The sequence below is a fragment of the Acinetobacter sp. Ac8 genome, assembly GCF_055392545.1.
The window spans coordinates 1421348-1447600 of the sequence record NZ_AP043689.1; the positions used below are offsets into that span (position 1 = coordinate 1421348).

The 26253-nt window shown below is 38.3% G+C and carries 26 protein-coding genes and 1 tRNA gene; 12 read left to right on the forward strand and 15 right to left on the reverse strand.

Annotated elements, in window-relative coordinates:
• The first annotated feature begins 111 nt into the window (after window positions 1-111).
• The gene (locus ACZ5QH_RS06810) at window positions 112-1356 is read left to right on the forward strand and encodes an NADH:flavin oxidoreductase/NADH oxidase family protein (protein ID WP_034614284.1); all 1245 of its coding nucleotides are present in this window, start codon (window positions 112-114) and stop codon (window positions 1354-1356) included.
• Window positions 1357-1688: 332 nt separating this feature from the next.
• Here the strand turns inward: ACZ5QH_RS06810 and ACZ5QH_RS06815 are convergent, their stop codons facing one another.
• The 3 genes from ACZ5QH_RS06815 to map all read right to left on the reverse strand — a co-directional run bounded on the left by ACZ5QH_RS06815 (window position 1689) and on the right by map (window position 5338).
• On the reverse strand, window positions 1689-2915 hold the full coding sequence (locus ACZ5QH_RS06815) for an MFS transporter (RefSeq protein ID WP_034614286.1): 1227 nt from the start codon (window positions 2913-2915) through the stop codon (window positions 1689-1691).
• A gap of 129 nt (window positions 2916-3044) precedes the next feature.
• Window positions 3045-4181, reverse strand: a complete 1137-nt coding sequence (locus ACZ5QH_RS06820; protein WP_004820002.1) for an OmpW family outer membrane protein — start codon at window positions 4179-4181, stop codon at window positions 3045-3047.
• A 329-nt stretch (window positions 4182-4510) separates the two neighbouring features.
• Window positions 4511-5338, reverse strand: a complete 828-nt coding sequence (gene map, locus ACZ5QH_RS06825) for a type I methionyl aminopeptidase (protein ID WP_004722029.1) — start codon at window positions 5336-5338, stop codon at window positions 4511-4513.
• 219 nt (window positions 5339-5557) lie between these two features.
• Here map and rpsB point away from each other — a divergent pair, with 219 nt between their 5' ends.
• From rpsB to ACZ5QH_RS06855, 6 genes are all read left to right on the forward strand, one after another.
• Window positions 5558-6310, forward strand: a complete 753-nt coding sequence (rpsB, locus tag ACZ5QH_RS06830) for a 30S ribosomal protein S2 (protein WP_004722027.1) — start codon at window positions 5558-5560, stop codon at window positions 6308-6310.
• Between the two features lie 139 nt (window positions 6311-6449).
• The gene (tsf, locus tag ACZ5QH_RS06835) at window positions 6450-7325 is read left to right on the forward strand and encodes a translation elongation factor Ts (protein ID WP_004722025.1); all 876 of its coding nucleotides are present in this window, start codon (window positions 6450-6452) and stop codon (window positions 7323-7325) included.
• Window positions 7326-7482: 157 nt separating this feature from the next.
• Window positions 7483-8043, forward strand: coding sequence for a DUF3465 domain-containing protein (locus ACZ5QH_RS06840; protein ID WP_244015431.1), 561 nt, complete (start codon window positions 7483-7485; stop codon window positions 8041-8043).
• 136 nt (window positions 8044-8179) lie between these two features.
• Window positions 8180-9001 carry an AraC family transcriptional regulator gene (locus tag ACZ5QH_RS06845; RefSeq protein ID WP_004722023.1) on the forward strand — a complete coding sequence of 274 codons (822 nt, stop codon included), beginning with the start codon at window positions 8180-8182 and terminating at the stop codon, window positions 8999-9001.
• Between the two features lie 122 nt (window positions 9002-9123).
• Complete coding sequence (locus tag ACZ5QH_RS06850; RefSeq protein WP_244015432.1) at window positions 9124-9870, forward strand: AzlC family ABC transporter permease; 747 nt, start codon at window positions 9124-9126, stop codon at window positions 9868-9870.
• The gene (locus tag ACZ5QH_RS06855) at window positions 9867-10181 is read left to right on the forward strand and encodes an AzlD domain-containing protein (RefSeq protein WP_056516140.1); all 315 of its coding nucleotides are present in this window, start codon (window positions 9867-9869) and stop codon (window positions 10179-10181) included. The genes ACZ5QH_RS06850 and ACZ5QH_RS06855 overlap by 4 nt, the downstream gene beginning before the upstream one ends.
• Window positions 10182-10231: 50 nt before the next feature.
• On the opposite strand, the gene ACZ5QH_RS06860 is transcribed toward ACZ5QH_RS06855, so the two are convergent.
• The 11 genes from ACZ5QH_RS06860 to ACZ5QH_RS06910 form a co-directional block, all read right to left on the reverse strand.
• Window positions 10232-10678: an Mpo1 family 2-hydroxy fatty acid dioxygenase gene (locus ACZ5QH_RS06860; RefSeq protein WP_303576440.1), complete on the reverse strand. Its 447-nt coding sequence runs from the start codon at window positions 10676-10678 to the stop codon at window positions 10232-10234.
• A 118-nt stretch (window positions 10679-10796) separates the two neighbouring features.
• Window positions 10797-11567: a DUF4850 domain-containing protein gene (locus ACZ5QH_RS06865; RefSeq protein WP_303576441.1), complete on the reverse strand. Its 771-nt coding sequence runs from the start codon at window positions 11565-11567 to the stop codon at window positions 10797-10799.
• A 29-nt stretch (window positions 11568-11596) separates the two neighbouring features.
• Window positions 11597-13384: an amidohydrolase gene (locus tag ACZ5QH_RS06870; RefSeq protein WP_303576442.1), complete on the reverse strand. Its 1788-nt coding sequence runs from the start codon at window positions 13382-13384 to the stop codon at window positions 11597-11599.
• 187 nt (window positions 13385-13571) lie between these two features.
• Entirely contained in the window at window positions 13572-14735 is a 1164-nt protein-coding gene (locus tag ACZ5QH_RS06875; RefSeq protein ID WP_303576443.1) for an MFS transporter, read from the reverse strand.
• A gap of 217 nt (window positions 14736-14952) precedes the next feature.
• Window positions 14953-15564: a septal ring lytic transglycosylase RlpA family protein gene (locus ACZ5QH_RS06880; protein WP_004722011.1), complete on the reverse strand. Its 612-nt coding sequence runs from the start codon at window positions 15562-15564 to the stop codon at window positions 14953-14955.
• A 285-nt stretch (window positions 15565-15849) separates the two neighbouring features.
• Window positions 15850-16851, reverse strand: a complete 1002-nt coding sequence (gene mltB, locus ACZ5QH_RS06885; protein WP_303576444.1) for a lytic murein transglycosylase B — start codon at window positions 16849-16851, stop codon at window positions 15850-15852.
• A 33-nt stretch (window positions 16852-16884) separates the two neighbouring features.
• Window positions 16885-18027, reverse strand: a complete 1143-nt coding sequence (gene rodA, locus ACZ5QH_RS06890; RefSeq protein WP_004722007.1) for a rod shape-determining protein RodA — start codon at window positions 18025-18027, stop codon at window positions 16885-16887.
• 344 nt (window positions 18028-18371) lie between these two features.
• On the reverse strand, window positions 18372-19022 hold the full coding sequence (locus ACZ5QH_RS06895) for a hypothetical protein (protein WP_004820022.1): 651 nt from the start codon (window positions 19020-19022) through the stop codon (window positions 18372-18374).
• A gap of 17 nt (window positions 19023-19039) precedes the next feature.
• Window positions 19040-19864: an NADPH-dependent 7-cyano-7-deazaguanine reductase QueF gene (gene queF / locus ACZ5QH_RS06900; RefSeq protein WP_303576445.1), complete on the reverse strand. Its 825-nt coding sequence runs from the start codon at window positions 19862-19864 to the stop codon at window positions 19040-19042.
• Entirely contained in the window at window positions 19864-20637 is a 774-nt protein-coding gene (locus tag ACZ5QH_RS06905; RefSeq protein WP_004820027.1) for an ABC transporter permease, read from the reverse strand. The genes queF and ACZ5QH_RS06905 overlap by 1 nt, the downstream gene beginning before the upstream one ends.
• Window positions 20634-21569, reverse strand: a complete 936-nt coding sequence (locus ACZ5QH_RS06910) for an ABC transporter ATP-binding protein (RefSeq protein WP_303576446.1) — start codon at window positions 21567-21569, stop codon at window positions 20634-20636. Before ACZ5QH_RS06910 ends, ACZ5QH_RS06905 begins: the two co-directional genes overlap by 4 nt.
• Before the next feature lie 187 nt (window positions 21570-21756).
• Between ACZ5QH_RS06910 and ACZ5QH_RS06915 the strand changes: the two genes are divergently transcribed.
• Window positions 21757-21832: transfer RNA gene (locus tag ACZ5QH_RS06915), tRNA-Arg, on the forward strand.
• Between the two features lie 57 nt (window positions 21833-21889).
• On the opposite strand, the gene ACZ5QH_RS06920 is transcribed toward ACZ5QH_RS06915, so the two are convergent.
• A complete protein-coding gene (locus ACZ5QH_RS06920) occupies window positions 21890-22990 on the reverse strand; it encodes an NAD(P)/FAD-dependent oxidoreductase (protein WP_303576447.1) in 1101 nt (366 codons plus the stop codon).
• 697 nt (window positions 22991-23687) lie between these two features.
• Here ACZ5QH_RS06920 and ACZ5QH_RS06925 point away from each other — a divergent pair.
• From ACZ5QH_RS06925 to ACZ5QH_RS06940, 4 genes are all read left to right on the forward strand, one after another.
• A complete protein-coding gene (locus tag ACZ5QH_RS06925; RefSeq protein ID WP_303576448.1) occupies window positions 23688-24383 on the forward strand; it encodes a metallophosphoesterase in 696 nt (231 codons plus the stop codon).
• Window positions 24384-24605: 222 nt separating this feature from the next.
• Window positions 24606-25022, forward strand: a complete 417-nt coding sequence (locus ACZ5QH_RS06930; RefSeq protein ID WP_244015487.1) for a DUF1902 domain-containing protein — start codon at window positions 24606-24608, stop codon at window positions 25020-25022.
• A 1-nt stretch (window position 25023) separates the two neighbouring features.
• Window positions 25024-25221, forward strand: a complete 198-nt coding sequence (locus ACZ5QH_RS06935) for a type II toxin-antitoxin system HicA family toxin (RefSeq protein ID WP_004820037.1) — start codon at window positions 25024-25026, stop codon at window positions 25219-25221.
• 575 nt (window positions 25222-25796) lie between these two features.
• A complete protein-coding gene (locus tag ACZ5QH_RS06940) occupies window positions 25797-26075 on the forward strand; it encodes a hypothetical protein (RefSeq protein ID WP_034614323.1) in 279 nt (92 codons plus the stop codon).
• Window positions 26076-26253: the final 178 nt, after the last annotated feature.

Below are 26253 nucleotides of genomic sequence, written 5' to 3' on the forward strand. Positions count from 1 at the left end.
TCAAAAAATATTCACATTAACAAAGTTGACAAAATGCATTGTCAGATTTACGCTTGAACTATTATAAATTTAAATTAGAGTAAAAGCTCTAATCACTAAAGAGATTTGACCATGAGCCATCTTGCACAAGCATTAGAAATAAAAAACACGCGATTTAAAAACCGAATCATTAAAGGTGCAATGAGTGAAGCATTGGCCAATCATGCAGGGCAACCGAACCAATTGCATTTAGGTTTATATGATGCTTGGGGGAAAGGCGGCTTGGGTTGTGCCATTACGGGGAATGTAATGGTGGATTTCCGTGCGAAGAATGAGCCGGGTGTTGTTGTAGTTGAAACTGAGCGTGATCTTGCCAAATTGACTGAATGGGCAAATGTGGGTAAAAAGCACGGGATGGTACAATTGATTCAGTTATCACATCCAGGTCGCCAATGTCCAAAAGGACTCAATAAAGAAACAGTGGCACCTTCAGCAGTGCCTTTTAGTCCAATGCTGGCAACGACATTTGGTACACCACGTGCACTCAATGAAGCAGAAATTTTAGATATCATTCAACGATTTGCTGAAGCTGCGCGGATCTGTGAAAAAGCAGGTTTTGAAGGTGTACAATTACATGGCGCACATGGTTATTTAATCAGTCAATTTCTTTCACCATTGACCAATAAACGTCAAGATCAATGGGGCGGTTCGATTGAAAACCGCATGCGTTTCTTGTTAGAAATTTATGCTGCAGTGCGTGCTAAAACCTCAGAAAACTTTATTATTTCAGTCAAACTGAACTCTGCAGATTTCCAGCGTGGTGGAATCACAGAAGAAGAAGTGGTTCAAGTATTTAAAGCCATTGATACAGCAGGGATCGATTTGATCGAAATTTCTGGTGGTACCTATGAAGCACCAGCAATGGCAGGCGCAAAAGCGGATAAACGTAAGCAAAGTACGATTGCACGTGAAGCATATTTCTTGGATTTTGCAGAAAAAATTCGTAAAGAAGTTAAATGTCATCTTATGGTGACAGGTGGTTTCCGTACAGCACAAGGTATGAATGCGGCTTTAGACAGTGGTGCGTGTGAATTTATTGGGATTGCACGTCCTCTTGCGGTAGAACCTGAAGTCAGCAACAACTTGATTGCAGGTCAGGACGTTCGATATGCGGTAGAGCAGATCAAAACGGGTATTCCTTTTGTTGATAAAATGGCGATCATGGAAATCCTGTGGTATGCCGCGCAGTTTAAAGCAATTGGTGAAGGGAAGAAGCCAAATCCTAAGCTTTCTCCACTCAAGGTTTTCTTTAATTATGCAAAAAATAATATCAAAGCGGTGATTCAAGGACGAGTGAACTCACGCAAATCAGCTTAAGGTCATCGAGTATTGATCATTAAAAAGACCATTGTGAAATGGTCTTTTTAATGTGTGAACTTTTTTATTTAAAAAGATAAAGACTGAATAGTGAATTTTAAAAAAGCTGCCATAAGTACGATTGTCTGGCAGCTTTTATTGACCGTTTTGAATCAATAGCACTGAGATTCAGCTCAAACGTTTAGGGCGTGAAATTCAGTTCAAATTAATGCGCACAAAAAGCCATATTAAAATATTCAAATAATTCAGGCGTGTTCAACCACAGCATACTTGACAGCCCGAACAGAACAACAATAACCAACCAGATACTGAGCTTGAACCACGAGAATGAGTTAGTCATTAACCACAGCCTCTTCATTGACAAAGAAATGCACAATAACGCCGACTACACACAAGGCAATTGAGCATCCCCAAATGATGTTGTAGTTACCTGTTATATCATGATTTAAACCGCCTAGCCATCCACCAAAAAATGAACCGATTTGGTGAGTGAAAAACACCAGACCGCTTAGCATGGTTAAGTATTTTACACCAAACATATTGGCCACAATGCCATTGGTTAGAGGTACAGTCGAAAGCCATAAGATCCCCATAACGATACCAAAGGCGTAAACAGTCCAAATACTCAATGGCAGCATCAGAAATGCAACAATCGCAACGCCACGTAAACCATATAAACCCATAAGTAGATGCGGTTTAGAATACTTACCACCAAGCCAACCTGCGGTATAGGTTCCGATAATATTAAATAGACCAACCAATGCGAGAAAGATCGTTCCAGTAGAGGCATCAAAACCATGATCAATCAAATAACCTGGCAGGTGAATGCCTAAAAAAACCACTTGGAACCCACACACTGAAAAACCAAAGGCCAACCATAAAAAAGGTTTATGCTGAAAGGCAATTTTAAGAATCTGTTTAAAGCTTAAATTGGGTTTTATCGCTTGTTTAATTGCATTTGGTGGTACATACATAGGTGCTTTAAGCATCCATGCCAATGGAACAATCAACACGATCAGCATTGCTGTAATGACCAGCGCAGATGACCAGCCGAAGTTTTTAATGAGAAGCAGGGTGGTTGGCAACATAATGAATTGCCCAAATGAACCTGCTGCACTGGCAATACCCATTGCCATACTACGCTTGCTTGGATGCGCTGCTCGTCCTACGGCTGAAAGTAATACCGAGAATGATGTTGCAGAGAGGGCTAAGCCGATAATTAAGCCAACACTGATATCCAGTAACAGCACATTTGAACTGATAGACATTAACAATAGGCCAATGGTGTAGAGCACCCCGCCTATCGCAACAATCGTTTTACTCCCATATCTGTCTGCAAGCGCACCAGTAAAAGGTTGTACTGCGCCCCAGAATAGATTTTGTATGGCAATGGCTAAACTAAAAACCTGATGACTCCAACCAAACTCATGGCTCATGGGTACAAGATAAAGCCCAAAACCGTGACGTACACCTAAAGAGAGTGCCAGAATAAAAGCACTTCCAATGAGCATATAAATGAGTGGTTTAGAGAAACGCGTGTCGTCCTGTTGTACTGACATAAGCTATCCATTGAATCATCATATGAGAATTGTAGATGATTCAATGGGACTTAGCGATAGAATAAAAATTTATCAATCGATAAATTTTAGTGATCAATCAACACATTTTAATGAAAATAAATTTAGCTTTTAGAAACGATAACCCACACCGACATAAGTAATCAGCGGATCAATATCAATTTTGGTTTTAGCGCCGATGAGCGATTTCCCTGTATTGTTGTCAACGACAGTGATTTTGACATCACCACTCATTGGTGCATAAGTGACAGAGCCTACTCCAAACCAACGATCATTAAAATCATAGGTTGCACCCAATGTAGCCATAGGCGCTATAGCATCGTCGGCTTTTACTTTAACGCGAGGATCAGCTGATGATGTTTTGCCTTCTAATGCTGCACCTGCCTGACCATCAAGAACATTTTGAACCATGTGGCCTGCAGCAATTAAATCTTTGTTGATACCAGAGTCAATTTTTACATTGGTAAAATGCGCATACATGACACCGACGCCAACATAAGGTCTAAGTTTATTTACACCAGATTTACCAAATTGATAATGTATTTCTGCAGCAGGTAACCATGCTGTTGCAGATGCTGCTTTTTTCGATTGCTCTAAATTGGTAATCGGGATTTGTGTATCTAAGGGAATACCACCAATGCCATTAATTAAGCCATTGGCAATTCCGCCAATGATCGGTGTATCCAGCTTACCTTCAGGTGTCGCAATACCAAGTACAGGGGCATTAATCTGGCCTTGTCCTTTAATATCAACTTTAGGGGGAATACCTGCTTTAAATTCTAATGAAATATTATCGGTAAAGAAGTAATTTGCCATGATCCCTAAGGTATCAACATTATCTGCTTTCAGTCCTGCATCTGCATTATTCCAGCTTTCTAAACTGGTAATATTGGCTTTACCACTCATGTTTGAGGTTAATGTTCCATTTTTAATTAAGCCTAAAGTTTCACCAAGTTTTGCCACACCCAATAACTTTTCTTTTTTGGCGGCACCTTCTTCGGTATTGGCAATTGCATTGGTCACAGTGTCAAGTTGCACATCACCAACCGCATAATCGCCTTTCTTAACACTGGTATTGATGTTTACACCATTGGGATTACCTTGCGGCATTGCATGTAGCCAACCTGCTGAAACAGAAAAGCGTTTAAATCCATCACCATCTTTCAGACTAAAATAGGGTGAATCTGCATGGGCCATCATCGGTAAAGTCATGCATGAGGTCATGATGCAAAGTAATGATTTTTTCATAGGTTTGGACTCCATGTCCGTAATTGATACTAATTTTTATGCGTTTTTATTATTAGAAGTTTTTGCTGTTAATTAATGTAGTCTTTACAAAGGCTTTTTTTAAGTGAATGTTCTTTTTTTAATGTTTTATTTATCATAAGTTTATAAATGTAATACAACTGTAATCGTGTTGTCATGATATTACATGCTAAAAATAGGCCATGATCTCGGTTAAAAGTAACCTTAAAACATTGACTTGGCCGACAAGGAAAAACTTAAGCCATAAAAAAAGGCCATATGAATATGACCTTTTGTTAAGCAGCATAAGTCATTTTAGTCAATGACTTTCGTTATTTTTGAAAACGAGATAGATCTTCTTCAGGGCGCGCGGTTAAAACTTCTACACCGTCTTTGGTCACCAGCAGGGTATGTTCGTATTGAGCTGAAAGACTATGGTCTTTGGTTACCACCGTCCATTTATCACCCATTAAACGTGTTTGCCAAACACCCGCATTGACCATTGGTTCAATGGTAAAGGTCATACCTTCTTCCAAAACCATACCTGAATTAGGTTGACCATAGTGAAGGACTTGTGGCTCATCATGGAATACTGTACCAATACCATGACCACAATATTCACGCACCACACTAAAGCGTTCTGATTCAACATATTTTTGAATCGCTGCGCCGATATCACCAATGGTTGATCCCGGTTTCACCGTTTCCATACCACGGTACATTGCTTCTTGAGCAACTTTACATAAACGTTCAGCAATAATCGATGTTTCACCACCAACCACATACATCATATTGGTGTCGCCGTGATAACCATCTTTAATCACAGTCACGTCAATATTGAGAATATCGCCTTTCTTTAAAATTTTACTTGCAGATGGAATACCGTGACATACCACATGATTTACAGAGGTACAAATCACATGTTGGAATGCAGGGCGACCAGGTGCAGCGCCATAGCCTAAACATGCAGGTATAGCGTCTTGTTTGTTGACAATATAGTCATGACAAATCGTATCCAATTCAAGTGTACTGACACCTGGTTTGATATGCGGTTTGATCATATCCAAAACTTCTGCAGCCAATCGACCTGCAACACGCATCTTTTCAATTTCATCTGCGGTTTTGATTAATCGACGTGGTGCTTCGTAAGTACTGTTCATGATCTTTAAAAACTTTTGGAAATTTGTATGTGACTATGGTATAAATAGCCGCCCAATTTATCAAATGCTTTCTGTGACTTTCTTTGTGAATGGTTTATGGAAATATTGATAAGGGTAATTTAAAAATCCGCACATATGTCGTCACATTACTCTGGGTGCCTGAAAGGGTGGAGAATGCGGACATATGGAGGCCTAACCCAAACTTTTAAGGTAAAGAAAATGGCAGATTACAACGTAAGCATGCGCGACCTTCTTCAAGCTGGCGCGCACTTTGGTCACCAAACTCGCTTCTGGAACCCAAAAATGCGTCAATACATTTTTGGTGCGCGTAACCGTATTCACATCATCAACCTTGAACATACTGTTCCTGCGTTAAATGATGCTTTGAATTTTGTTAACAATCTAGCAAGCAAAAAGAACAAAGTATTGTTCGTTGGTACAAAACGTGCTGCTTCTAACATCATTCGTGAACAAGCTCAACGCGCTGGTCAGCCTTATGTTGATCACCGTTGGTTGGGTGGTATGTTGACTAACTGGAAAACTCTTCGTCAGTCAATCAACCGTTTGAAAGATCTTCAAACTCAATCACAAGATGGTACTTTTGCTAAACTTACTAAACGTGAAGCATTAGAACGCGCTCGTGAAATGGAAAAACTTGAACGCTCTTTAGGCGGTGTTAAGAACATGGGTGGTTTACCTGACGCATTGTTCATCATCGACGTTGATCACGAAGCAATCGCGATTAAAGAAGCTAAAAACCTTGGTATTCCAGTAATCGGTATCGTTGATACAAACTCTAACCCAGATAACGTAGATTTCGTTATTCCTGGTAATGACGATGCGATCCGTGCTGTTACACTTTATGCTTCTGCAATGGCTGATGCAATTCTTGCTGGTAAAGAATACGCTCAAACTCAAGCGAATGCTCAAGCTAAAGGCGAAGAAGCTGCGAAAGAAGCTCCTGAGGCTTAATGCGTTTTGACGCAAGCTTGTCATTTTTGTGATTTAAAATGATGACAAATTGAGCGTCGAGAAAGCAAAACGGCCCAGAGGAACCTTTGGGCCGTTTTTGTTGAACAGATTCATATTCTACCGTATTTAGGAGAACAACATGACTGCAGTTACTGCGAGCATGGTAAAAGAATTACGTGACCGTACTGGTCTTGCAATGATGGAATGCAAAAAAGCATTAACAGAAGCAGACGGTGACATCGAATTAGCGATTGATAATCTTCGTAAATCAGGTCAAGCAAAAGCAGCTAAAAAAGCTGGTAACATTGCTGCTGATGGCGCGATCACAATTGCTCAAGAAGGTAATAAAGCAATTCTTTTAGAAGTAAACTGTCAAACTGACTTCGTTGCTAAAGACGAAAACTTTGCTGGTTTCTCTGCGAAAGTTGCTGCTGCTGCACTTGCTGCTGGTGTAACTGATGCTGCTCAAATTGCTGAATTGAAACTTGAAGATGGTTCAACTGTTGAAGAAGCTCGTATTGCGCTTGTTCAAAAAATCGGTGAAAACATTCAAGTTCGTCGTGCTGCAATTGTTGAAGGTGAAAACCTTGCAGTTTACAAACACGGTTTAAAAATCGGTGTTGTTGTTTCTTACACAGGTTCTGCTGAAACTGGTAAAGGTATTGCAATGCACGTTGCTGCGTTCAACCCAGTTGCTGTAACTGCTGAAGATGTTTCTGCTGATCTTATCGCGAAAGAGAAAGAAATTGCAGAAGCTAAAGCGATTGAATCTGGTAAGCCAGCGAACATCGTTGAAAAAATGGTGACTGGTTCAGTTGAAAAATACTTGAACGAAGTTGTTCTTGAGCGTCAACAATACGTAATCGACAACGACAAAAAAGTTGCTGAAGTATTGAAAGCGACTGCAACAACTGTAGCTCAATTCGTTCGCTTCGAAGTGGGTGAAGGTATTGAGAAGAAAGCTGAAATGAGCTTTGCAGAAGAAGTTGCTGCTGCTCAAGCGGCTGCTAAATAATTTTTACTCACTGAGTATAATTATTGAAAACCCCTCTTTTGAGGGGTTTTTTTTATCTGTAATTTAATTGAAGTAGATTCAGAAGAATTAATTCATACATATCTAAAAGATTATTCTTTTATAATTCCACCATGAACATTGATTAGACTCAAACTTTATGGCAAATAAAACACAACTTGGTATTGCTGCTGTAATTGCAGTGATCGTCGCAGCTTATCTGGGTGTTGATCTCAATCAACAAAAAAATCAAACAACTGAACCCTCTAAAGTTGAATCGATCGATCAGCAAAACAATCATTCACAAGACAATACACAGCATGTGGATGAGCAGGGTAAAGATAACCAATTTAAAGATAAGCCGTCTGCCAATAGTCAAAATCAAAATGGTCTTGAGGTTATTCGAAAAGCCTATGATGCAAAACTCAGTAATGTTCAAGTACAATCCATCGGTCGAGTAAAAGCCGTGTTGCGTGATGATAATGAAGGTTCACGCCATCAAAAATTTATTCTTGCACTGGATAATGGCTTAACTGTATTGGTTGCACATAATATTGATTTAGCACCCCGTATCGATAATTTACGCAAAGGCGATACTGTCGAATTTTTTGGCGAATATGAATATAGCAATCAAGGTGGCGTAATGCACTGGACACACCATGATCCAAAGCGTCGTCATCAAGATGGTTGGCTAAAACATAATGGAAAAACCTATCAGTAATCTATTGGTTATTTTCTTATGTGCACAAAAGATCTTTGTATTTTCCATGTCTAATCGTATAGATAGCAATTTTGTTCTATACGCTTTTTATAAACATGCTATTTTTAAATTATTATCAAAAGTCTGAATAGAAAAAATGCAGGAGTGGGCAAGCTACTTTCACCTAAAAGAATTGGGTGGATTAGAGTTGTTAAAAGCACAGTATCACCATAAGCAATTTTCAAAGCATGTGCATGAAGGTTATTGTATTGGTGTGATTGAAGATGGTGCACAGAGTTTTTATCGGACTGGGCAGTTACATACAGCACCGAAGGGTGACATTATTTTAGTCAATGCTGATGAAATTCATACAGGTTCATCTGCTGTCGAGTCAGGCTGGAAATATCGTGCAATTTATCCAACGCCAGAAATGTTATTAGATGCAGGGCAAGATTTTTTTAGTGTTAAAAATAGCGTACCGTGGTTCCCACAAGCTGTTGTGCAAGATGTTGGATTGGCACAACAACTCTGTTTACTTTTTGATTTATTAGAACAAAAAGAAAATACTTTACTGAAAGAGAGTATGTATTTATCCACTTTAGCCCGCTTAATCAGTCGCTATGGTCGTGCCAAATTAACACCTGCTGAATTACCAGAAGCACAACGGAAAGTTGAAATAGTTAAAGATTTATTAAGCAGTTTTCCTGAGCATGATTATTCGCTCACTGATTTGGCGACCTATGTAGGATTAAGCCCTTGGCATTTTTTACGTGAATTTAAAAAATATACGGGCTTACCACCGCATAGCTGGTTGGTTCAGGTCCGTTTACAGAAAGCGCGCCAATTATTAAAACAAGGTCAGAGTATTGCAATGACTGCCCAAAATAGTGGTTTTTCAGATCAAAGTCATTTTAATCGACATTTTAAAAAAGCAGTTGGGGTTACGCCTTCTCAATATTTAAGTACATTAAATATTTAATAAATGTATTTGGGAATAGCCATTTAAACGTTCCACAGTCCCTCATCAAATAGCAATTTTATCCAAGCGATCACTGATCATTTATAAGATACTGCTTAAATTCTTAGATTTGGATTTTGCAAATGAGTGATCAATTTGAATCTTATACTGCCGAGATTGAGCCTAAGTCTAAACAAAATAAAAAGGCTTTTTTCCAAGGTGTGGTCGATATTTTACCTTTATCTATTGCCGTACTGCCTTGGGGTATTCTGGCTGGATCAATGGCAATTAATGCTGGATTAAGCTTTGCACAAGCATTCTCAATGTCCGCTGTTGTATTTGCAGGTGCAGCGCAGTTAGTAAGTTTAGGTTTAGTCATGTCACATGCATCGGCCTTGACGATTATGATTACGGTATTTTTCTTAACCAGTCAGCATTTAATATATGCGCTTAATTTTCGTCAAGATGTCAGTCGTTTTCCGTTTAAGCAACGTATATTAATTGGCTTCTTGCTGACAGATGAACTGTTTGCTGTCGGCATTGGCAAAGATAAACAACGCAGCTTTGCTTATTTGTTGGGTGCTGGGCTGTGTTTTTATTTGGCTTGGTGCCTATTTAGTGTGTTGGGCATTGTACTGGCTAAATCAATTCCGAATTTAGAAAGCTTACATTTAGATTTTTCAATTGTTGCGGTATTTATTTTGATTATTGTGCCTATGGTGAAAAATAGCGCAACTTTGGTAGGCGTCATGTGTACCTTGCTATCTGCCTGTATTTTTAAATATTTTCAATTTGAAGGGGGCATTGTGCTATCAGGGATTTTGGGGATGTTTAGTGCGATGTGTACAGCAAAGATCGTCGGAGTAAAAAATATAGGCGTAGCAAAATGACATGGACTTTATTGTTAACTTTGGCAGGCATTGTATTGATTAACCGTTACTTTTTCTTAGAACCTAAAATCGCCCTGAAATTACCTCGTGTGATTGGAAATATGTTGCAGTATTCAGCGCCATGTTTGCTGACTGCAATTTGTGCACCAATTGTATTTTTTAATGGAGATCAATTCCGTGCATTGCCTTTGGATGCCTATTTTTTAACAGCAATGATCTGTGTTGTTTTAGCGCTTATTTCTAAGAAAATTCTAGTCAATTTAGCTTTAAGTTTATTGTGCTTTTACGGGTTATTTTATCTGTTAAATTGAAAAAAATGGAGGGAAAAGCCGAATTGGATTTTCCCTCTGGTTTATTTGCGCTAAAAAGCCAGTTTCTGGCGTGTTTTCCATTTGGGTAGTGCTTTACCAAGATAGGCATCCATACACCATACAGGGCCAATGAGGAGGAATTGAAGGTCTTTAAAGAAAGAAGGCTTTTTACCTTCGACTTTATGACCATAAAATTGACCAATCCAAGCCAAAATAAACACCCCAATATAGAAACCAACACCGACAGGAAGTAAGTAAATGATCCATGCCATGACTGCAATTAATGCGGTCATTGCTACAGCAAGAACAATATCTAAACGGGCATAGAAAACGAGGGTAAGAACCAGAAGCAGTGCGGTAAGCAAAGCACTAAAATGTGCAAGAATCCCAATGATGGCAAATAAAATCGCGGGAACACAAGCCCAATGGATGGCTTTATTGGTTTTGTTTTGATGACTTTCGCTATATTCATCAAACCATTCGGTGATTGTTTTCATTTGGCGCTCCATGCATGTGGTTGGCTATATTTATTTTTGCTGAAAACAATATAAATCAGAATAATGTTTTGGTCAAAATAGCGGCGTTAAATAAAACCCAGTGCTGGTCAGGGGTATTTCAATGTGTTGCCTGATAGAAGTTTAAAATATCACGTGCCCAAGTTTGATGTTCTGGTTTAAGTGTAACTTTGATTTCCTGAAAATTGGTGACATCGTTGCCATCACTTTCATCGGCATAATAGGCGATCCCATGTGTTTTGTTGGGATAGTTGGGAATTTGATAGCTAAAATAGACTTTATTTTTATTGGCTTTGACGATGTTTAACAGGTGGTTTTTATCTTCAATGGCACCAAATTCATTGTCTAAACTGAGTTTTCGCACATTGGGGAAATATAAACTTGCGCTATGCATGGCACAGCCAGCACACGCAGATGAATTATAAATGGTGATGGCTTCATCTTTTTTTTGGCTTGCCAGCACAGCATACGCAACGCCCGAAGGTCCCATATCCGTGCTGATCACTTGCCATGATAGGGGGGCAAGTACAGGACCAATACCTGGCAGTAAGATGATTTTAAATTTTTTTGCTTGAGTTGCAGATAATGTATAACTGAACTGACATTTCACTTGTTGGGTATTGTTGATCTTACAGACGGCATCATCTTTGTAGAATCCTGTATCATTAAAAGGATTGGGAATTGCAGCAATATAGGTATCCACGGTTACATTATTGCTGAGTGTGGCTGCGGGAAGTTGTTCAAGTTGGTGTTGTGGGTGAGGTGCTTGCTTGGTTTTTAGATCAGGAAAAGTGGCTTTGAAAATAGCGATATCTCCATAAGCAAAACCACTCAGGCCCAATAGTATGATTAAAAATTTCGAATTAAGCATGTCCTATCCCGACTAGTCCTTACTGATCCTTATTGGGGACTTTGATAAATCAATTGACCTTCTTTATAGGTTGCCAATATTTTGATGTCTTTAATCTTTTGAGTGGGCACTTTTAATGGGTCTTGATCTATCACCACAAGATCCGCTAATTTGCCTTTTTCTAAGGTACCTTTGTCTTTTTCTTCAAAGTATTGGTATGCAGCCCAATCTGTGACTGATTTTAATGCAATATAAGGACTGACTTTTTGATCCTCACCTAATACATCTCCAGAACGGGTGGTACGATTGACGGTTGCATCAATCACCATCATATTTTTAGGAGGAATGACTGGAGCATCATGGTGCTCAGTAAAAATCATATTTTTTCTTAATGCAGAACCTGTAGGGGAAATTCGGTTGGCACGTTCTGCACCGAGTGTTTCGTGTTTATGCCAATCGCCCCAGTAGTAAGTATGTAATGAGAAGAATGAAGGAATAAGCCCTAATTTCTTGGCTTGATCTAATTGATCCTCACGCATGGTTTGCGCATGAATAATCACATTGCGGCGATCTGCTTGGCCATATTGTGCATTGGCTGTCTCAATAGTTGCGAGATATTGGTCAATTGCAGCATCACCATTGGCATGTGCAAGAATTTGCCAATGGTTCTTATAAGCCAGATTAATTGCATCTTGAACCATTTTTGTATCTGGATAGGCTGGATAACCACGATAGTCTTTAGGTTTTCCTTCTGGTGGGATGAAGTAAGGTTGCGTTAGCCATGCGGTTTTGCCTTGTGGGGAGCCATCTAGGCTGATTTTAACCCCACCAATTCTAAAATGATTTTGATAATTGAGACTACTGCCATTTTTCAGCATGTAATCTTTTTCATTGATGATATCTGGATAAACCACGACATCAATATTCAATTGATTGATGGCCGCAAAACTTCGCCATAATTCAGCTGTACCATGATCTGCACGACCTTCTTGTACAGTGGTATAGCCATTTTTGATATAGGTATTCAGTGCTGTTTTTGCCATATTTTGCATGATTTCAGGTGGAACTTTACTAAAAGCAGTTGCCATTGCTGAAAAAACAGCAGCTTCTTCAAGTACACCATTGGGTTCTTGAGAATTTGCTTTACGACGAATAATCCCGCCAGTTGGATTGGGTGTATTTTTATTGATGTTTAAAAGTTCAAGAGCCTTATGATTGACAGAGGCTAAGTGTCCAGACTGATGTAAAACAATAATCGGGTGATTGGTGGAAACCAAATCTAAATCATCTGCTGTAGGATGCCGTTTTTCTTTAATTTGGGCATCATCATAACCATTTCCAATAATCCAACCTGAGGTTGCTTTGATAAAGTCAGGATTGTTTTGTTGCCATAGTGAAAGTTCATGAATCAATGATGCAATATCTGAAACATTACCATCGGGCGTAGGATAGAGATTTGCCACAGTTTGCTGTAGACCGACACTATTTAAATGGCTATGTGCATCAATAAAACCAGGCAGCAGGGTATGACTGTTTAAGTTAACCTCTTGGGTATTTTTTTGTTTTAACTTTTGCGCTTGTTTTAAATCACCTGCAAAGACAATTCTTCCATCCTTGACCAGTAGCGCTTCGACATAATGGGGTGACATGCCTTGCATGGTTAAAATTGAGCCGCCGTAAAATAGCGTGTTTGTTTGCGTCAATATTGCAAGATCAGCGGGGGTATTCGTGTTTGTTGGAGATACTGTGGTACATGCGCTAAGCGAGCCAAGACCAATTACGCAGATGATGGGTGCAATTGCACGGACAAGTTTTGATGGGCTACTGATTTGAAACATGAATAATCCCCAAATTTGTTTTATTAAATATTGCTCAAAACAGATGAATTGAATTGTTTATTTTATTCAAACTAGCAAAGATTTTGATCTGCGTATAGGTTTGATATGTGTTTAAAAAATGATAAGTGTTTTTGCATTTGAGCAATGATCTTGATTCATCCTAAACGATTTTTTATTTATATACAGCCTAAATAAATCTTTTTCTAAAATAAATCACAGATAACAGCGCCAGTGCTAAACCAATAAATGAGGGACCATAACCGATAGGAGCAGCAAGTAAGCCAACAATTACAGCTCCTGCTACAGCCCCGCCATAATTAAAAATATTCACCCGTGCGATAATTTCATCGCGTCGATTTTCATCTAAACGACCTGCTGCTGAAAATGTCAGCGGGACTAATGCGCCTACCGCAACACCAGCCAGCGCAAAACCAGCAATGACAATCGCCAATGAATGTCCTAAGCCAGCTATGGCACAGCCTGTTGCACCAATCAGCGTTGTGATCAAGGCAACCCATGCAGCGCTTTTAAATTTTAAAAGATAATCCAGACTTAAACGGGTGAGTAAAATACCCATTTGGTATGCGGCATAACCCAATGGGGCGACTGTGGCTGAGCTTGCTAAAATATCTTTAAGATAAATTGAACTCCACGTACTGATTGCTGAATCGACAGTAAAGGCGATGAGAATGATCACACCAAAAATAAGCAATTGTTTATGCGGAATTGGTGATCGTTGTTGAGGACGTAGGGCAGCATTTTCTTTTTGTTGAAATAACCAACGTTTTGACACTTGCGATGTAATCAAACACATCGTGACAGCAATGCACAATGCCGCTGTTGCCCCAAGTGTGGTTGAGACCGTTGCGGACATGATTAACGCGCCAAGGAAAGCAGCAGCGGTATAACAGGCAAAGAAACCGCCCAAGGCGCTTTTCCCAAGTTTTTGTTCCATCATGACAGCTTGCATATTCAATGCAGCGTCTAAACATCCGAGTCCAAGCCCATAAAGTAAAAAACTAGCGACCATGATCATGACACTGGGACTAAATGCTGCAATTGCAATACCGATGGCTTCAAATAGCAAGCCGATAATAATAGCCAGCCTTGAACCTAGTTTGACTGCAAGTCGATCTGCCAAAATAGAACCCAGTGCTGCGGCAATACAGACGCCCAGGATAATAATCGACAGTTGATCATCTGAAAGCCTGAATCGGCTTTTGATTGTGGGAAGCGCGGTCATGACGCTGGCATAACCCAAGCCTTGCGTGGCAAAACCAAGTGCGATTACTTTTTGGGTTTTGCTGAGGGATGTATGCGCGAAGTTTGGCGTTTTGCTGTTCACGTCCATGCATGGCTCACTTTTTTACTTTTAGACTTTAAACTTCGGTTTTCGTTTTCTGTTTAGTGATACATCCTGTATCGACTCGCATTTTATTTTATCTGGAATGCATTGAAAGAAAAGGGGCATAACTGGAAAGTTAAGGGGGCAATTCGGACATCTGTATTTTTATTTTTGTAATAAAAAAGCCACTGGAAAGTGGCTTTTGTTAAATGCATGCAGTGATTTACGAGTTTGGACCATCTACGCGTTCAATATTAACGCGTGCTGTTCCTGAATTTGTAATACCTAAACGCTTAGCAGCGCCGTAAGAGAGGTCAAGTACACGGTTACCATGGAAAGGACCACGATCGTTGACTTTAACCACTACGCTTTTACCATTGTCTTTATTGGTTACACGAATAAAGCAGTTTAATGGCAAGCTACGGTGTGCAGCAGTCAAATCATTCATATCGAATGTATCACCGCTTGCGGTTTTACGGCCGTGGAACTGACGGCCGTACCAAGATGCAACACCAGTTTGGCTAAATTTGCGAACTGTGTTTGAAGCAACTTCATTAAGTTTATCAATTACTGAAGGCTCATCTTCAGGAACTTGAATCTTTGCTGCAATAGTTTGACGACGGACTTGATCGCCAGAACGTTCAGTAATTGACAAACTGTTTAGGTTTGAAAAATGAGAGTTGAAATTTGTTGAATCTTTGCTAATCACACGAGAAGCTAGACTCGAACTATCCGAATCATTGTTTAAGTATGATGACTGAACCATTTCTGAGTTGACCTGCGTCATACTCAGACCCATGGTCAGGGCCATCATATATTTTAGTGAAGCATGCATCGTTTAACTCCTTGGAACCTCAATTTTAACTTTCTAAGTCGCTGAAAATTAACCATAGAGGTCTGTAAATTCACTTGTGCAACTGCATTTAACGGAAAGGATAATATTCAAGCTGGAATAAATGTGTCTAGCATTATTTAAGAAACAGTTACAAAAAGGACAAATTCTTACAGGTTTTAATTAAAAAATAATCAATATTGTAACAAGGTGTGAAAAAAGTATTAAATGTGATCAAATTAACATAAAAAAATCTTGACTTATTTATTGTTTGGGAAATTGCAAGTCTTAACGACTTACAATTTCAGTGCCTAAAAGCCATAAAGCAGTGGCATACATACGGCTTCTATTATATGTCGTAATCACTTGAAAATTAGGATAAGTAATATAATAAATAGGGCCATTGCTGTCCTGTAATTGAATCACATTAACCAAATCTAAGTCATCAATTTTGACGATTGGATTTAATGGAGAAATCCCTAAATTTTTAAGTGATCCATAGGGAACAGGCTGAGTTAAATCTTTTGCAATAACTGTTTCAGGATTGTTCCCTGTATAACGCGCTAAAAATGCAATAGGGCGATCGCGTTGCCAGCCATGTTGAGCCAGATAGTTGGCAATCGAACCAATCGCATCGACCGCAGAGTTACGTAAATCAACATGACCATTTCCGTCGTAATCCACGCCAAATTTAGACACATTACTTGGCATAAATTGCGGATAACCTACTGCACCTGCATAAGACCCAACAATCGAATTGGTTGGAACGCCATCTTTATATGACCATGCAATTAAAGCACCCAACTCATCTTGGAAATATTGCGCACGGCGGGGATAACCAAAACCGAGGGTTGCAAGTGCATCACGGGTGATAAAGGAGCCCTTATTTGAGCCATAACCTGTTTCGACCCCTAGAATGCCTAGGATGATCGCTTGAGGCACCCCAAACTGCTGTTCTGCGCGATTTAGTGTATCTGCATATTGTTGTTTAAAACGTACACCACGTTGGATCGTGCCTTCAGCTAAAAAATTAGTTTTGTACTGATACCAAGGCTTACTTTCACCTGGTCGTTCCATAATGCTGATGATATTGGGTAAATTGCGTGAACCATTCATTGCCCAATCAATTTGTTCGCTACTTAAACCATAGGTTTGCATGGTTTTGGCTTTAAAATTATTGTATTCAGGGTTGCTGGCAAAATCATTGGCTTGACAGAAACTGGTCAGTGAAAATGCAGCTGCACAAAAAGTGATGTTTTTAACCTTCTGTAAAAGCCCAAAAGTAAACATAGGTTATATTTCCTAATTATTTATGATAAAAAATTAACGATGTGTATGTATAGACATCACAATGCCAAAAGTGGCCATTAAAGTAATAATTGCAGTACCACCATAACTCATAAAAGGTAATGGCACACCGACTACAGGTAAAATACCACTGACCATGCCCGCATTTACAAATACATAAACAAAAAATGACAAAGCAAAAGTACCAGCAACCAAGCGCCCAAAATTATGGAAGCATTGTAGACTCATTTGAAAGGTTCTAAAGATAATACAAAAGTAAATGATGATCAGAAGTAGGATACCAATCAGACCGAATTCTTCAGAAAATGCGGCAATAATAAAGTCAGTATGGCCTTCAGGTAAAAAATGTAAGTGCGATTGAGTGCCTTCCAAATAACCTTTACCCATAAAGCCACCCGAACCAATCGCTGTTTTAGACTGAATGATGTTCCAGCCTGTGCCTAAGGCATCAGCTTCTGGATTAAATAAAGTTAAAACACGTTGTCGTTGATAGTCATGTAGTAGAAATTCCCAAGCGACTGGAATCACTACAGCAACAGCACTCACTGCACCTAAAATCATTTTCCAAGAAAGACCACTCAGAAATAGCACAAAAATCCCACTGGCTAAGATGAGCAGTGATGTACCTAAATCGGGTTGTTCTGCAATCAGGATAAAAGGAATGCCAATCATGATTAGTGATAAAAACACATTTTTAAAACTAGGCGGTAGAGGATTACGAGATAAAAACCATGCAATCATCAATGGCATACCAATTTTTAAAAACTCACTGGGTTGCACGCTGCCAAAACCCGGAATCCCAATCCAGCGTTGAGCACCCATGCGAACCTCACCAAACACTTTAACTGCGACTAAGCAGACCAGTCCAAACAGATAAAAGTAAGGTGCAAAAGCTTGATAAACTTTAGGGGGAATTTGGGCTAAACCACACATGACGAGAAAACCGATACCAAAGCTCATGGCTTGTTTGGAAACCAGCCCCATATCTTGTGCAGACGCACTATAAAGGACGGTTAAACCGAGCATCGCATTTAAAATTAGGAATAAGCTCAACCAAGGGTCAATATGGAGTTTTTGCCAGCGTGAGGGGATCATGGCAGTACTTAGACCATCACGAGGAGATTGACGTAAAAATTTATATTGAGAGCTTGGTGCCATTGGTCTATTTTGTGCGGGAAATGTGTTTTGCGCATGCTATCACAATCCCCCTCGAAGGCAATGAATATCAATACTTTGCAACAAAATTATGAGCTGAGTTTTGTGATTATTTTGAGCGTGAAATATTTAAATTAGAAAATAGTGGGTTAAATAGATTGAATTAAATGGTTTTGAACTTGAATAGGTCTTAGATAGATCTAGGAATAGCGTTTTATCGTGGTTTTAAGTTTATGAATTTAATGGTTAATTACTACAGCTAAAAAGTATAACTCGATAAATGCAAAAAAATGCCCTTATCAAGAAGGGCATTTTTTATATTTAAAAATCCAATTGAGTTTTAACGATCAATTAAAAAATAAAGTATCGTAATATTCTGCTACAGCTGTGATTTCATCTTTATTTAAATTTGGAATCAACTTATCGATTGCCATATGCACTGCTTTGCCTACAGCAGACGCGCCAATATCCGCAGCTTTACGTTTGATCATACCCAAATCCAGCGTTTTATTAAAATCACGCATAAAATGGTTAATCGTCGCATCTGAGAATTGTTTGAATTGTTCAGACAATACAGCGCGATTTACATCCCCATTTGCTTGAACTTCAGCAAAACTATTTTTGAGATTGGTGACTAAACTTGCGTCTAAATTCACACCGACACGGAATTGGCCTTGTGGATCTTTAAATAGACTACGTTCCGAAAACTCTACAGACTGACGAACCACATCATTGTCTGCCTTACTTAATAATTGTTTAAGTAACACAGCAACAGTCGATTTGACATAGCCTGCTAATTTTTCAGCAGTATCTCGTTTGTCACTTGCAGGGAAGCGACGAACAAGTTCAATCAAAAGCGTATCAATAATTTCTTCATTAATGAGTAAGGCAGTTTGATCACGTAAAGGATAAAGTGGTTCGTTAGAGTTTTTTTTCTCAATACCGGTCTGAATGTTCTTTAATAGTTCTTCAGAAGGTACAAAACCAAAAAAAGGCATGTTTTCAACCTCAATGTTTATTGTCGCGCCAATCGAATTGGGCTTGGCATCCATGATTCATCAGATACACGACATGGGTTAATATCTAAACCGCCACGACGTGTATATGTTGCATACACCATCAGCTTTTCAGGTTTTAAATTTTGCCAAATATCGGCAAAGATTTGTTCCACGCATTGTTCGTGAAAACCGTTATGCTGACGATACGAGATAATATAAGCTAAAATACTACGATAACAAGGTTTTTCGCCTTGGTATCGGATAAAAACAGTGCCCCAATCGGGTTGTCCAGTCACAGGGCAATTGCTTCTTAATAAGTGTGAATACAGTTGAATTTCAACGCTTTCACCGTGTTGTGTATTTTCTTGATCAAAGGCCAAAAGGCTTGCATCTGGATGATTGACCAGCTGGTCAGGTTCTTGATCATCAATACAAATACCCGTTGGTTTGCTAATCTCTAAATCATCAACTTGAAATAAAGTTAGCGTCACTGGGGCTTGTCCAGCAGCAGATAAGTCTTTTTCAACGGTATTGATAAAAGCTTGATGGGAGTCAAACTGGGTAAAGTTCATACTATTAAAGTAGAGCTTTAACGACTTTGATTCAATCAAATTTGGTGATGTTGCAGGGAGTGCAATACGCCCAATGGCAACTTGCGGGATCCCTTTGCTATTGAGCCAAGAAATTTCGAATACATGCCACCAATCTTGACCTTTATATATACCCGCTACATCCGCATATTGCTCACGCGCTTGTACACGCGCGATCGGGAAAAGAATTTCGGGTTGATAGGTAGTTGGGTAATCGGTTTCTTTACCCAATAAAGATTTTTCAACAGACATTATTCACGCATTCCTGAACCACGAGAAAGTAAATAGTAAGCAATCGCATACAGTACGCCACAGAATAGAGTCACAATAAGTAAAGACAATGAAACATTGACATCACTATGACCTAAAATTCCGAAACGGAAAGCATTGACCATATATACAATCGGGTTAATTAAAGACAGATTTTGCCAAAATGGACTTAAAGCACTAATCGAGTAAAACACACCGCCTAAATAGGTGAGGGGAGTTAATACAAAGGTTGGGATAATCGAAATATCATCAAACGATTTTGCATATACAGCATTGATAAAACCACCTAAAGAGAACAAGAGTGAGGTAATAATAACGGTATATATCGTGACGAAAATATTATGGATATAAAGGTCAGTAAAAAACAAACTCATTGCAGTGACAATTGCCCCAACAAGAACACCACGGGCAACACCGCCAATCACATAACCACACAAGACCATATGTAATGGAACTGGGCTCATGATCAGTTCTTCGATGCTTTTTTGGAATTTAGCACTAAAGAAACTTGAAGATACATTGGCATAACTGTTTGTAATCACCGCCATCATGATGAGACCCGGCACGATGAATTGCATATAGCTAAATCCACCCATTTGCCCAATACGAGAACCGACCAAATTACCAAAAATCACAAAGTACAAGCTCATAGTGATCGCAGGCGGTAATAAGGTCTGCGGCCAAATGCGCATAAAACGGCGGATTTCTTTTTGAACTAATGTATAGAGTGCAATACGTAGTTGAGTAAAATTCATTCTGCAACTCCTTCAAGATTTTTCTCAACCAGTTTCACAAATAACTCTTCAAGACGATTTGATTTATTACGCATACTGCGAACACGAATACCTTGCGCTTCTAAAAGCTGGAATAAATCATTTAAAGAATGCGCTTTATCCATCGTGACTTCTAAGGTCATGGGGTCAATCAGATTAAATTTCACACCAATGATATCAATCATGATTGGTTCAATCGGATTTTCTAAATCGAAAATAAAAGATTCTTCACTCAATTGGTTTAAGAACGCTTTCATCGAGGTATCTTCTTTGATAACACCACGATCAATAATCGCAATCTGACGACAAAGCATTTCTGCTTCTTCTAAATAATGCGTGGTTAAAATGATCGAAGTGCCTTTTTCATTCATTTCTGTAAGGAAATCCCACATTGAACGGCGTAACTCGATGTCTACACCTGCAGTGGGTTCATCTAAAATCAAAAGTTTAGGTTCATGCATCATGGCACGCGCAATCATTAAACGGCGCTTCATACCACCAGACAACATACGACCTTGAGTATTACGCTTATCCCATAAACCTAATTTTTCTAAATATTCTTCAGCACGTTGTTGTGCAATTTTAGGTGGAATGCCGTAATAACCCGCTTGAGTGACTAAGATGTCAAAGATCTTTTCAAATTGGCCGAAATTAAATTCTTGAGGAACAACACCTAGACATTGTTTTGCCTGTGACGGATGGGTATCTAAATCGTGACCAAAAATTTCCACAGTACCCGAGGTTTTCCGCGCCAAGGAACTGATAATACTGATTGTTGTCGATTTACCAGCGCCATTTGGTCCTAAAAGTGCATAAAACTCTCCTTCTGGAACAGTCAAATTGATTCCTTTGAGTGCTTGGAATCCATTTCTATAGGTTTTAGATAAATCTCTTAACGTCAGAGCATCAGTCATGAAATTCTCACTTGGTTTATGGAGTGTGTATTGTGAGCGATCTTTTTAAATAAACCAAGTAAGTTAGGAGGAATTCTGCATTGCAAATATGCAACATTGCTTAAAGCATGAGCATCAATCAAAAGAGTTGTTTTATAAATGCTTTACCTCGCGGTTTTTTTTGTTATGATGTGCCTTCTCAATTTAAGCGCCCATAGCTTAACTGGATAGAGTACAGGTTTCCGAAGCCTGTGGAGTGGGTTCGAGTCCCGCTGGGCGTACCAAATTTATTAATAAAATAAATAGTTTAGTGGTTATTTTGGCGTAAAATCGGCACATAATCACTGAAATCTCGTGATACGATAAGAAAATAATTCAGGACTTTCTTGCTCATATAAAATTTCTTGCATAGCCAAGCGACTAATTAAAGGCGCGAGAGTGACTGCTGCATGCATTGAAATGAGATAAAGTCCAGAGTCATCATTCATCGTACCAACAATGGGCATATCATCGAATGGGATAGGGCGCATTCCTACAGCCACGTGATCAACAGTTATAGATGATGCTAATGTCGGTGCTATCGCATTAAAATGTGCCTGAATCGTTTTTAAAGCATTCAGAGCGATCAGTTCTGGCGTATTGACTGCTGTGTCATCGATATAATCTTCTGCCGCTAAAAAATGTTCTGAATCAATCGAACGAATCTCCATCTCTGGTGTCGAGATAATATGCTGTGCGAATTGATCTGATTTTTCATGCTTAAAGCGAATAATAATAGCTGGCAAAGATGCTAAAGGTAATTCGATATTGATAGTTTTCAATAAATCCTTATTGACCACTCCCGCTGTTAAAACGACTTTATCCGCAAAATAATCCTTATCTTGACTACGTACACCGATTGTTTGACCTGATTCATTTTGTAATATTTTAAAAACTTCCATTTCTGGACAATAAGTTACACCTTTTTTAATGGCATCCTGAAGCAGCGTTTGAATCACCCAAATGGGATCTATCGCACCTTCTTCGCCAGCAAATGCAACCACATTCGGCGCTTTATCAAGCAAAGGTTCTTTTTCTGCAAGATGCTCTTTTGTTAAAGATTCGACATTAAAAGACAGCTCACTGTGGGATTGGATAAATTGTAATGTATCATCATTCGTTTCCTGCCAACTAATGGCACCTCGCCAATGAATTTTCAATGTGCCATTCATCTCTGCATCTAATCTTCGCCATTCATTCAAGGATTTTGATCGTAGTTTTTGGAAGGCATCAGGACGCCCATATGAAACATTAAGCCATGCAAAAGAATGTTGGGAAACACCGCTCCCTGCCTGCTTTTGATCCAATAATGTCACTTCTACATCGGAATAAGTGGCGAAATACCATGCTAGAGTAACGCCAACAATACCAGCACCAACAATAACAATCTTTTTTTCTTTCATTTTGAGCTTCTGTCGCATTAATAAATCAAATTTCATATTATTTTGAATATGATAAAATGATTCTATCAAAGAATTTAAAATGGATAATTTTAATTATTGCTTTACAGGCTGCATTACAAGTATTTTTATGAATTATTAAATAGTTATTTTTTTATTAATAGACTTCTTTCATAAGCCCATTTTAAAACATAGATCGAGATAAAATCCCCCTCATCCTAGCCTTCTCCCAGTGGGAGAAGGAACTTTCAATACCAATATGATTCACTCTACATGATCATTTTTTGATTTATGAAAGATTTTTAATGTACCGTAAAATAAAATTGCATTGTTAAGTAGATACAACAATAAGAATATAAATCTCAGCTTATAAGAAAAATCCAGAAAAGCTAAAAATGATGGCGGTGGCTTATACCTTTATAGATGGCTGAATTAGAAGATGAAGATATTGCCATTTTAACTATATAAGCCTTATCAAAAACAACACACCTTTCTAAGTATTTTTATTTCCTCCAAGCTTTATTTGAACACTTACTTAAAAATCCAGTGATGAATATCCTGAGACGTATAGCTCATATCAATTAGCCAAAGCTATGTAAACAAAAAGTATTTATACATCAATGTGGTGTACAGCAAAACAATTTTTACGGATAGGACATTGTTGTAGATGGATTGGAAATTCGCTTAAGAGGGCAAAGACATGAACTTAGTCAAAATTTGGAATAAAGTAATCAAAGGTAAGCTCTATGTAGTTGGTGATATTCATGGTTGTTACGACTTGCTGATGAGTCGCTTGATTGAGATAGGCTTTAACTTTGAAAACGATTTATTGGTTGCTGTTGGTGATCTAGTTGATCGTGGTATTCAAAATATTGAATGTGTGAGTCTAATCGATCAACCTTGGTTTACTTCAATTCGAGGGAATCATGAAGACTTATGTATTAAAGGTTTGTTTAATGAGTCCTTTGGCCGTTGTCATATTGCCAATGGAGGAGAGTGGTTTTATGATTTGGATGCTCAAACTCAACATAAAATTATAAACAAATTTAATCAGTTACCGATTGCACTTGAAATCACACATCAAGGTCGTAAGTTTAGTTTTGTACATGGGCATATTGAGCAAAATGACTGGGAGTTGTTTAAACATAATCTTAATCATTTTGATGCTGTCAGATATGCAATTGAAGCTAAGCGATTCCCTACGGTCGCTGCAATGTGGGGCAGAGAACGCTTTGATTTAGAGAATCCGAAATATACTAAAGTTCAAGGTGTGGATCTGGTCATCATGGGGCATACCGTCACAACAACGACCATCAAGCGAGATAATTGCTACTACATTGATACAGGTGCAGTATATTGCGGAAGTCTGACAATTTTAGACTTGAGTAAGATTTAAGAGATGAGGATCGACATCACCATGAATATTATGGCTTGATCAATAAGCCTTTTACAATAGTCAAAAAATAAGCAGTTATAAAGGGTGATTTATAAGAGTTTAGTGTTATGCAAAACTTTCAAAAATCATACTTTTGCAAGAGCACGATGAATTTGTCATGGTAATTATTAACTTAATTGATTAAAATATGCACATAAGATCTGAAGTGGAGATCGGTTAATTATGTCTAAATCTAAAGTTCGCCATGTAGAGGGCAAAAAGGCTGCTATTGGTGAAAATGCAGATGTAAAAATTCGATACAGAAGAAATAAAAATCGTTTTTCTACAGCGTTGAGTTTGGCATTACAAGCAGAAAAACTTTCAAAATCTTTTCATGCAGAAAGAGCTATGCTTAAGGCAGTCAGTTGCAAAGATTTATTTTCTAATTCATTTGACGTAAATGTACTATTTGATGATGAGGCTAAAGTTTGGGTGGCTCAATGTGATAGTTTGAGCTTGGTCACAGAGTCTAAAACATTTGAAGAATTAATAAGTAATGTAAAGCTTCTAGCTGCAGAATTGATAGAATTAAATGATATCTCGGTCGACTTAAACAAATTCACACTGAATTATAAAATAACAGAGTCTGTGGTGCTTTAATATGGGTGCTGGGTTCTACGATAAAGTTATTGAAATACTATTATTGTATGGTTGTAATTTTGAAAGACAAGGCAAAGGTAGCCATGAGATTTGGTACAGTCCAATAACAGATAGAAAATTCCCAGTAGCAGTTACAATTGAATCAAGACACACTGCAAATGGTATTTTTAAACAAGCGGGCATCGATGAAAAAATTTAAAGTGTATATTTAATACTAACCCACTTAACCAAGTGGGTTTTTTATTGGAGCCAATTTTTGAATAATAAAAAAATTCACACATCTTGGTGATTTAAATGGTCACTCAGGCAAGCAAAATTTAAATATTTTGACTTAGAAATTTGCAGCTGCTTAAGAGGAGAATATCTCAGTAGGCAAAAACAATAGAAAGGTATGATGGTCGTATCAAAGAACATTGATCAAAGACGCGATTTTACAAAATAAAGCTTTTTTGACCCACTTCCATATTGAGTATTTTTCACCAATTAAAAGCAAGCTATAGCACTTGTTATATATTGCCACTGACAAATAAAATGAAACCCTAGTAAAATAGTAGGTATTCCTTCTATTACCGAATTATCGGTTTTTGCCTGCATTCTTTCCCCAAAGATGCAGGTTTTTTTTGCCTTAATGCTTCAATTATTCATAGCATAGCCTTAGGGGCTGTTTTTTTCATAAAATCCTTAAGCGGTTAAGGATTTTGAATTTTGCTCAAAGTTCATAAAATAGAGCTGAATGCGGTAGTATAGTGATTAACGACAAGAGTAATCATTACGATGAATGAAACCTTTACATATTTGTATACCCACGTGGGTATATTTGGGTCCTTACCTACACACAAAGTATTTACCAGCGATAAGAGCAATAGAACAAAATTAATTTTTGCTGATAACACATTTATTTACAGTTTAATTTCTTCTTGGGCCTTAAGTAACTCTGATTTTGATAGTGGAAAAGTAACATGGAAAGAAGAGCCACAAGGCTATCTAGAAAATGAAATAAAAAAATTAGCGATTTATAAAGCGAATCATCCCTTATTTATCACTGAATCATAAGTTGATGTAGTCACTAGAGTGACGTCACCGCTATTTTAAATATTGATGAAAGATAGAGCAAAATATTGAAGAATGCCTTGCAGAAATGTGAGGTATTTTTAATCGCTTAATTTTTCTTAACGCGCCAAAAAAATGTAATAAATGAGTGTTATTTTGCTTAAAACAATTGAGGGGAGCC

What these genes read in the sequence shown, in the direction of transcription:
- ACZ5QH_RS06845 (WP_004722023.1), top strand. Translation starts at nt 8,180, where the DNA reads ATGCAGGAGTGGGCAAGCTACTTTCACCTAAAAGAATTGGGTGGATTA.
- ACZ5QH_RS06815 (WP_034614286.1), bottom strand. Translation starts at nt 2,915, where the DNA reads ATGTCAGTACAACAGGACGACACGCGTTTCTCTAAACCACTCATTTAT.
- tsf (WP_004722025.1), top strand. Translation starts at nt 6,450, where the DNA reads ATGACTGCAGTTACTGCGAGCATGGTAAAAGAATTACGTGACCGTACT.
- ACZ5QH_RS06855 (WP_056516140.1), top strand. Translation starts at nt 9,867, where the DNA reads ATGACATGGACTTTATTGTTAACTTTGGCAGGCATTGTATTGATTAAC.
- ACZ5QH_RS06810 (WP_034614284.1), top strand. Translation starts at nt 112, where the DNA reads ATGAGCCATCTTGCACAAGCATTAGAAATAAAAAACACGCGATTTAAA.
- ACZ5QH_RS06875 (WP_303576443.1), bottom strand. Translation starts at nt 14,735, where the DNA reads ATGGACGTGAACAGCAAAACGCCAAACTTCGCGCATACATCCCTCAGC.
- mltB (WP_303576444.1), bottom strand. Translation starts at nt 16,851, where the DNA reads ATGTTTACTTTTGGGCTTTTACAGAAGGTTAAAAACATCACTTTTTGT.
- rodA (WP_004722007.1), bottom strand. Translation starts at nt 18,027, where the DNA reads ATGGCACCAAGCTCTCAATATAAATTTTTACGTCAATCTCCTCGTGAT.
- ACZ5QH_RS06940 (WP_034614323.1), top strand. Translation starts at nt 25,797, where the DNA reads ATGAATGAAACCTTTACATATTTGTATACCCACGTGGGTATATTTGGG.
- ACZ5QH_RS06895 (WP_004820022.1), bottom strand. Translation starts at nt 19,022, where the DNA reads ATGCCTTTTTTTGGTTTTGTACCTTCTGAAGAACTATTAAAGAACATT.
- ACZ5QH_RS06925 (WP_303576448.1), top strand. Translation starts at nt 23,688, where the DNA reads ATGAACTTAGTCAAAATTTGGAATAAAGTAATCAAAGGTAAGCTCTAT.
- ACZ5QH_RS06920 (WP_303576447.1), bottom strand. Translation starts at nt 22,990, where the DNA reads ATGAAAGAAAAAAAGATTGTTATTGTTGGTGCTGGTATTGTTGGCGTT.
- ACZ5QH_RS06880 (WP_004722011.1), bottom strand. Translation starts at nt 15,564, where the DNA reads ATGCATGCTTCACTAAAATATATGATGGCCCTGACCATGGGTCTGAGT.
- ACZ5QH_RS06860 (WP_303576440.1), bottom strand. Translation starts at nt 10,678, where the DNA reads ATGAAAACAATCACCGAATGGTTTGATGAATATAGCGAAAGTCATCAA.
- ACZ5QH_RS06935 (WP_004820037.1), top strand. Translation starts at nt 25,024, where the DNA reads ATGGGTGCTGGGTTCTACGATAAAGTTATTGAAATACTATTATTGTAT.
- ACZ5QH_RS06865 (WP_303576441.1), bottom strand. Translation starts at nt 11,567, where the DNA reads ATGCTTAATTCGAAATTTTTAATCATACTATTGGGCCTGAGTGGTTTT.
- rpsB (WP_004722027.1), top strand. Translation starts at nt 5,558, where the DNA reads ATGGCAGATTACAACGTAAGCATGCGCGACCTTCTTCAAGCTGGCGCG.
- ACZ5QH_RS06910 (WP_303576446.1), bottom strand. Translation starts at nt 21,569, where the DNA reads ATGACTGATGCTCTGACGTTAAGAGATTTATCTAAAACCTATAGAAAT.
- ACZ5QH_RS06930 (WP_244015487.1), top strand. Translation starts at nt 24,606, where the DNA reads ATGTCTAAATCTAAAGTTCGCCATGTAGAGGGCAAAAAGGCTGCTATT.
- ACZ5QH_RS06850 (WP_244015432.1), top strand. Translation starts at nt 9,124, where the DNA reads ATGAGTGATCAATTTGAATCTTATACTGCCGAGATTGAGCCTAAGTCT.
- queF (WP_303576445.1), bottom strand. Translation starts at nt 19,864, where the DNA reads ATGTCTGTTGAAAAATCTTTATTGGGTAAAGAAACCGATTACCCAACT.
- ACZ5QH_RS06870 (WP_303576442.1), bottom strand. Translation starts at nt 13,384, where the DNA reads ATGTTTCAAATCAGTAGCCCATCAAAACTTGTCCGTGCAATTGCACCC.
- ACZ5QH_RS06840 (WP_244015431.1), top strand. Translation starts at nt 7,483, where the DNA reads ATGGCAAATAAAACACAACTTGGTATTGCTGCTGTAATTGCAGTGATC.
- ACZ5QH_RS06820 (WP_004820002.1), bottom strand. Translation starts at nt 4,181, where the DNA reads ATGAAAAAATCATTACTTTGCATCATGACCTCATGCATGACTTTACCG.
- ACZ5QH_RS06905 (WP_004820027.1), bottom strand. Translation starts at nt 20,637, where the DNA reads ATGAATTTTACTCAACTACGTATTGCACTCTATACATTAGTTCAAAAA.
- map (WP_004722029.1), bottom strand. Translation starts at nt 5,338, where the DNA reads ATGAACAGTACTTACGAAGCACCACGTCGATTAATCAAAACCGCAGAT.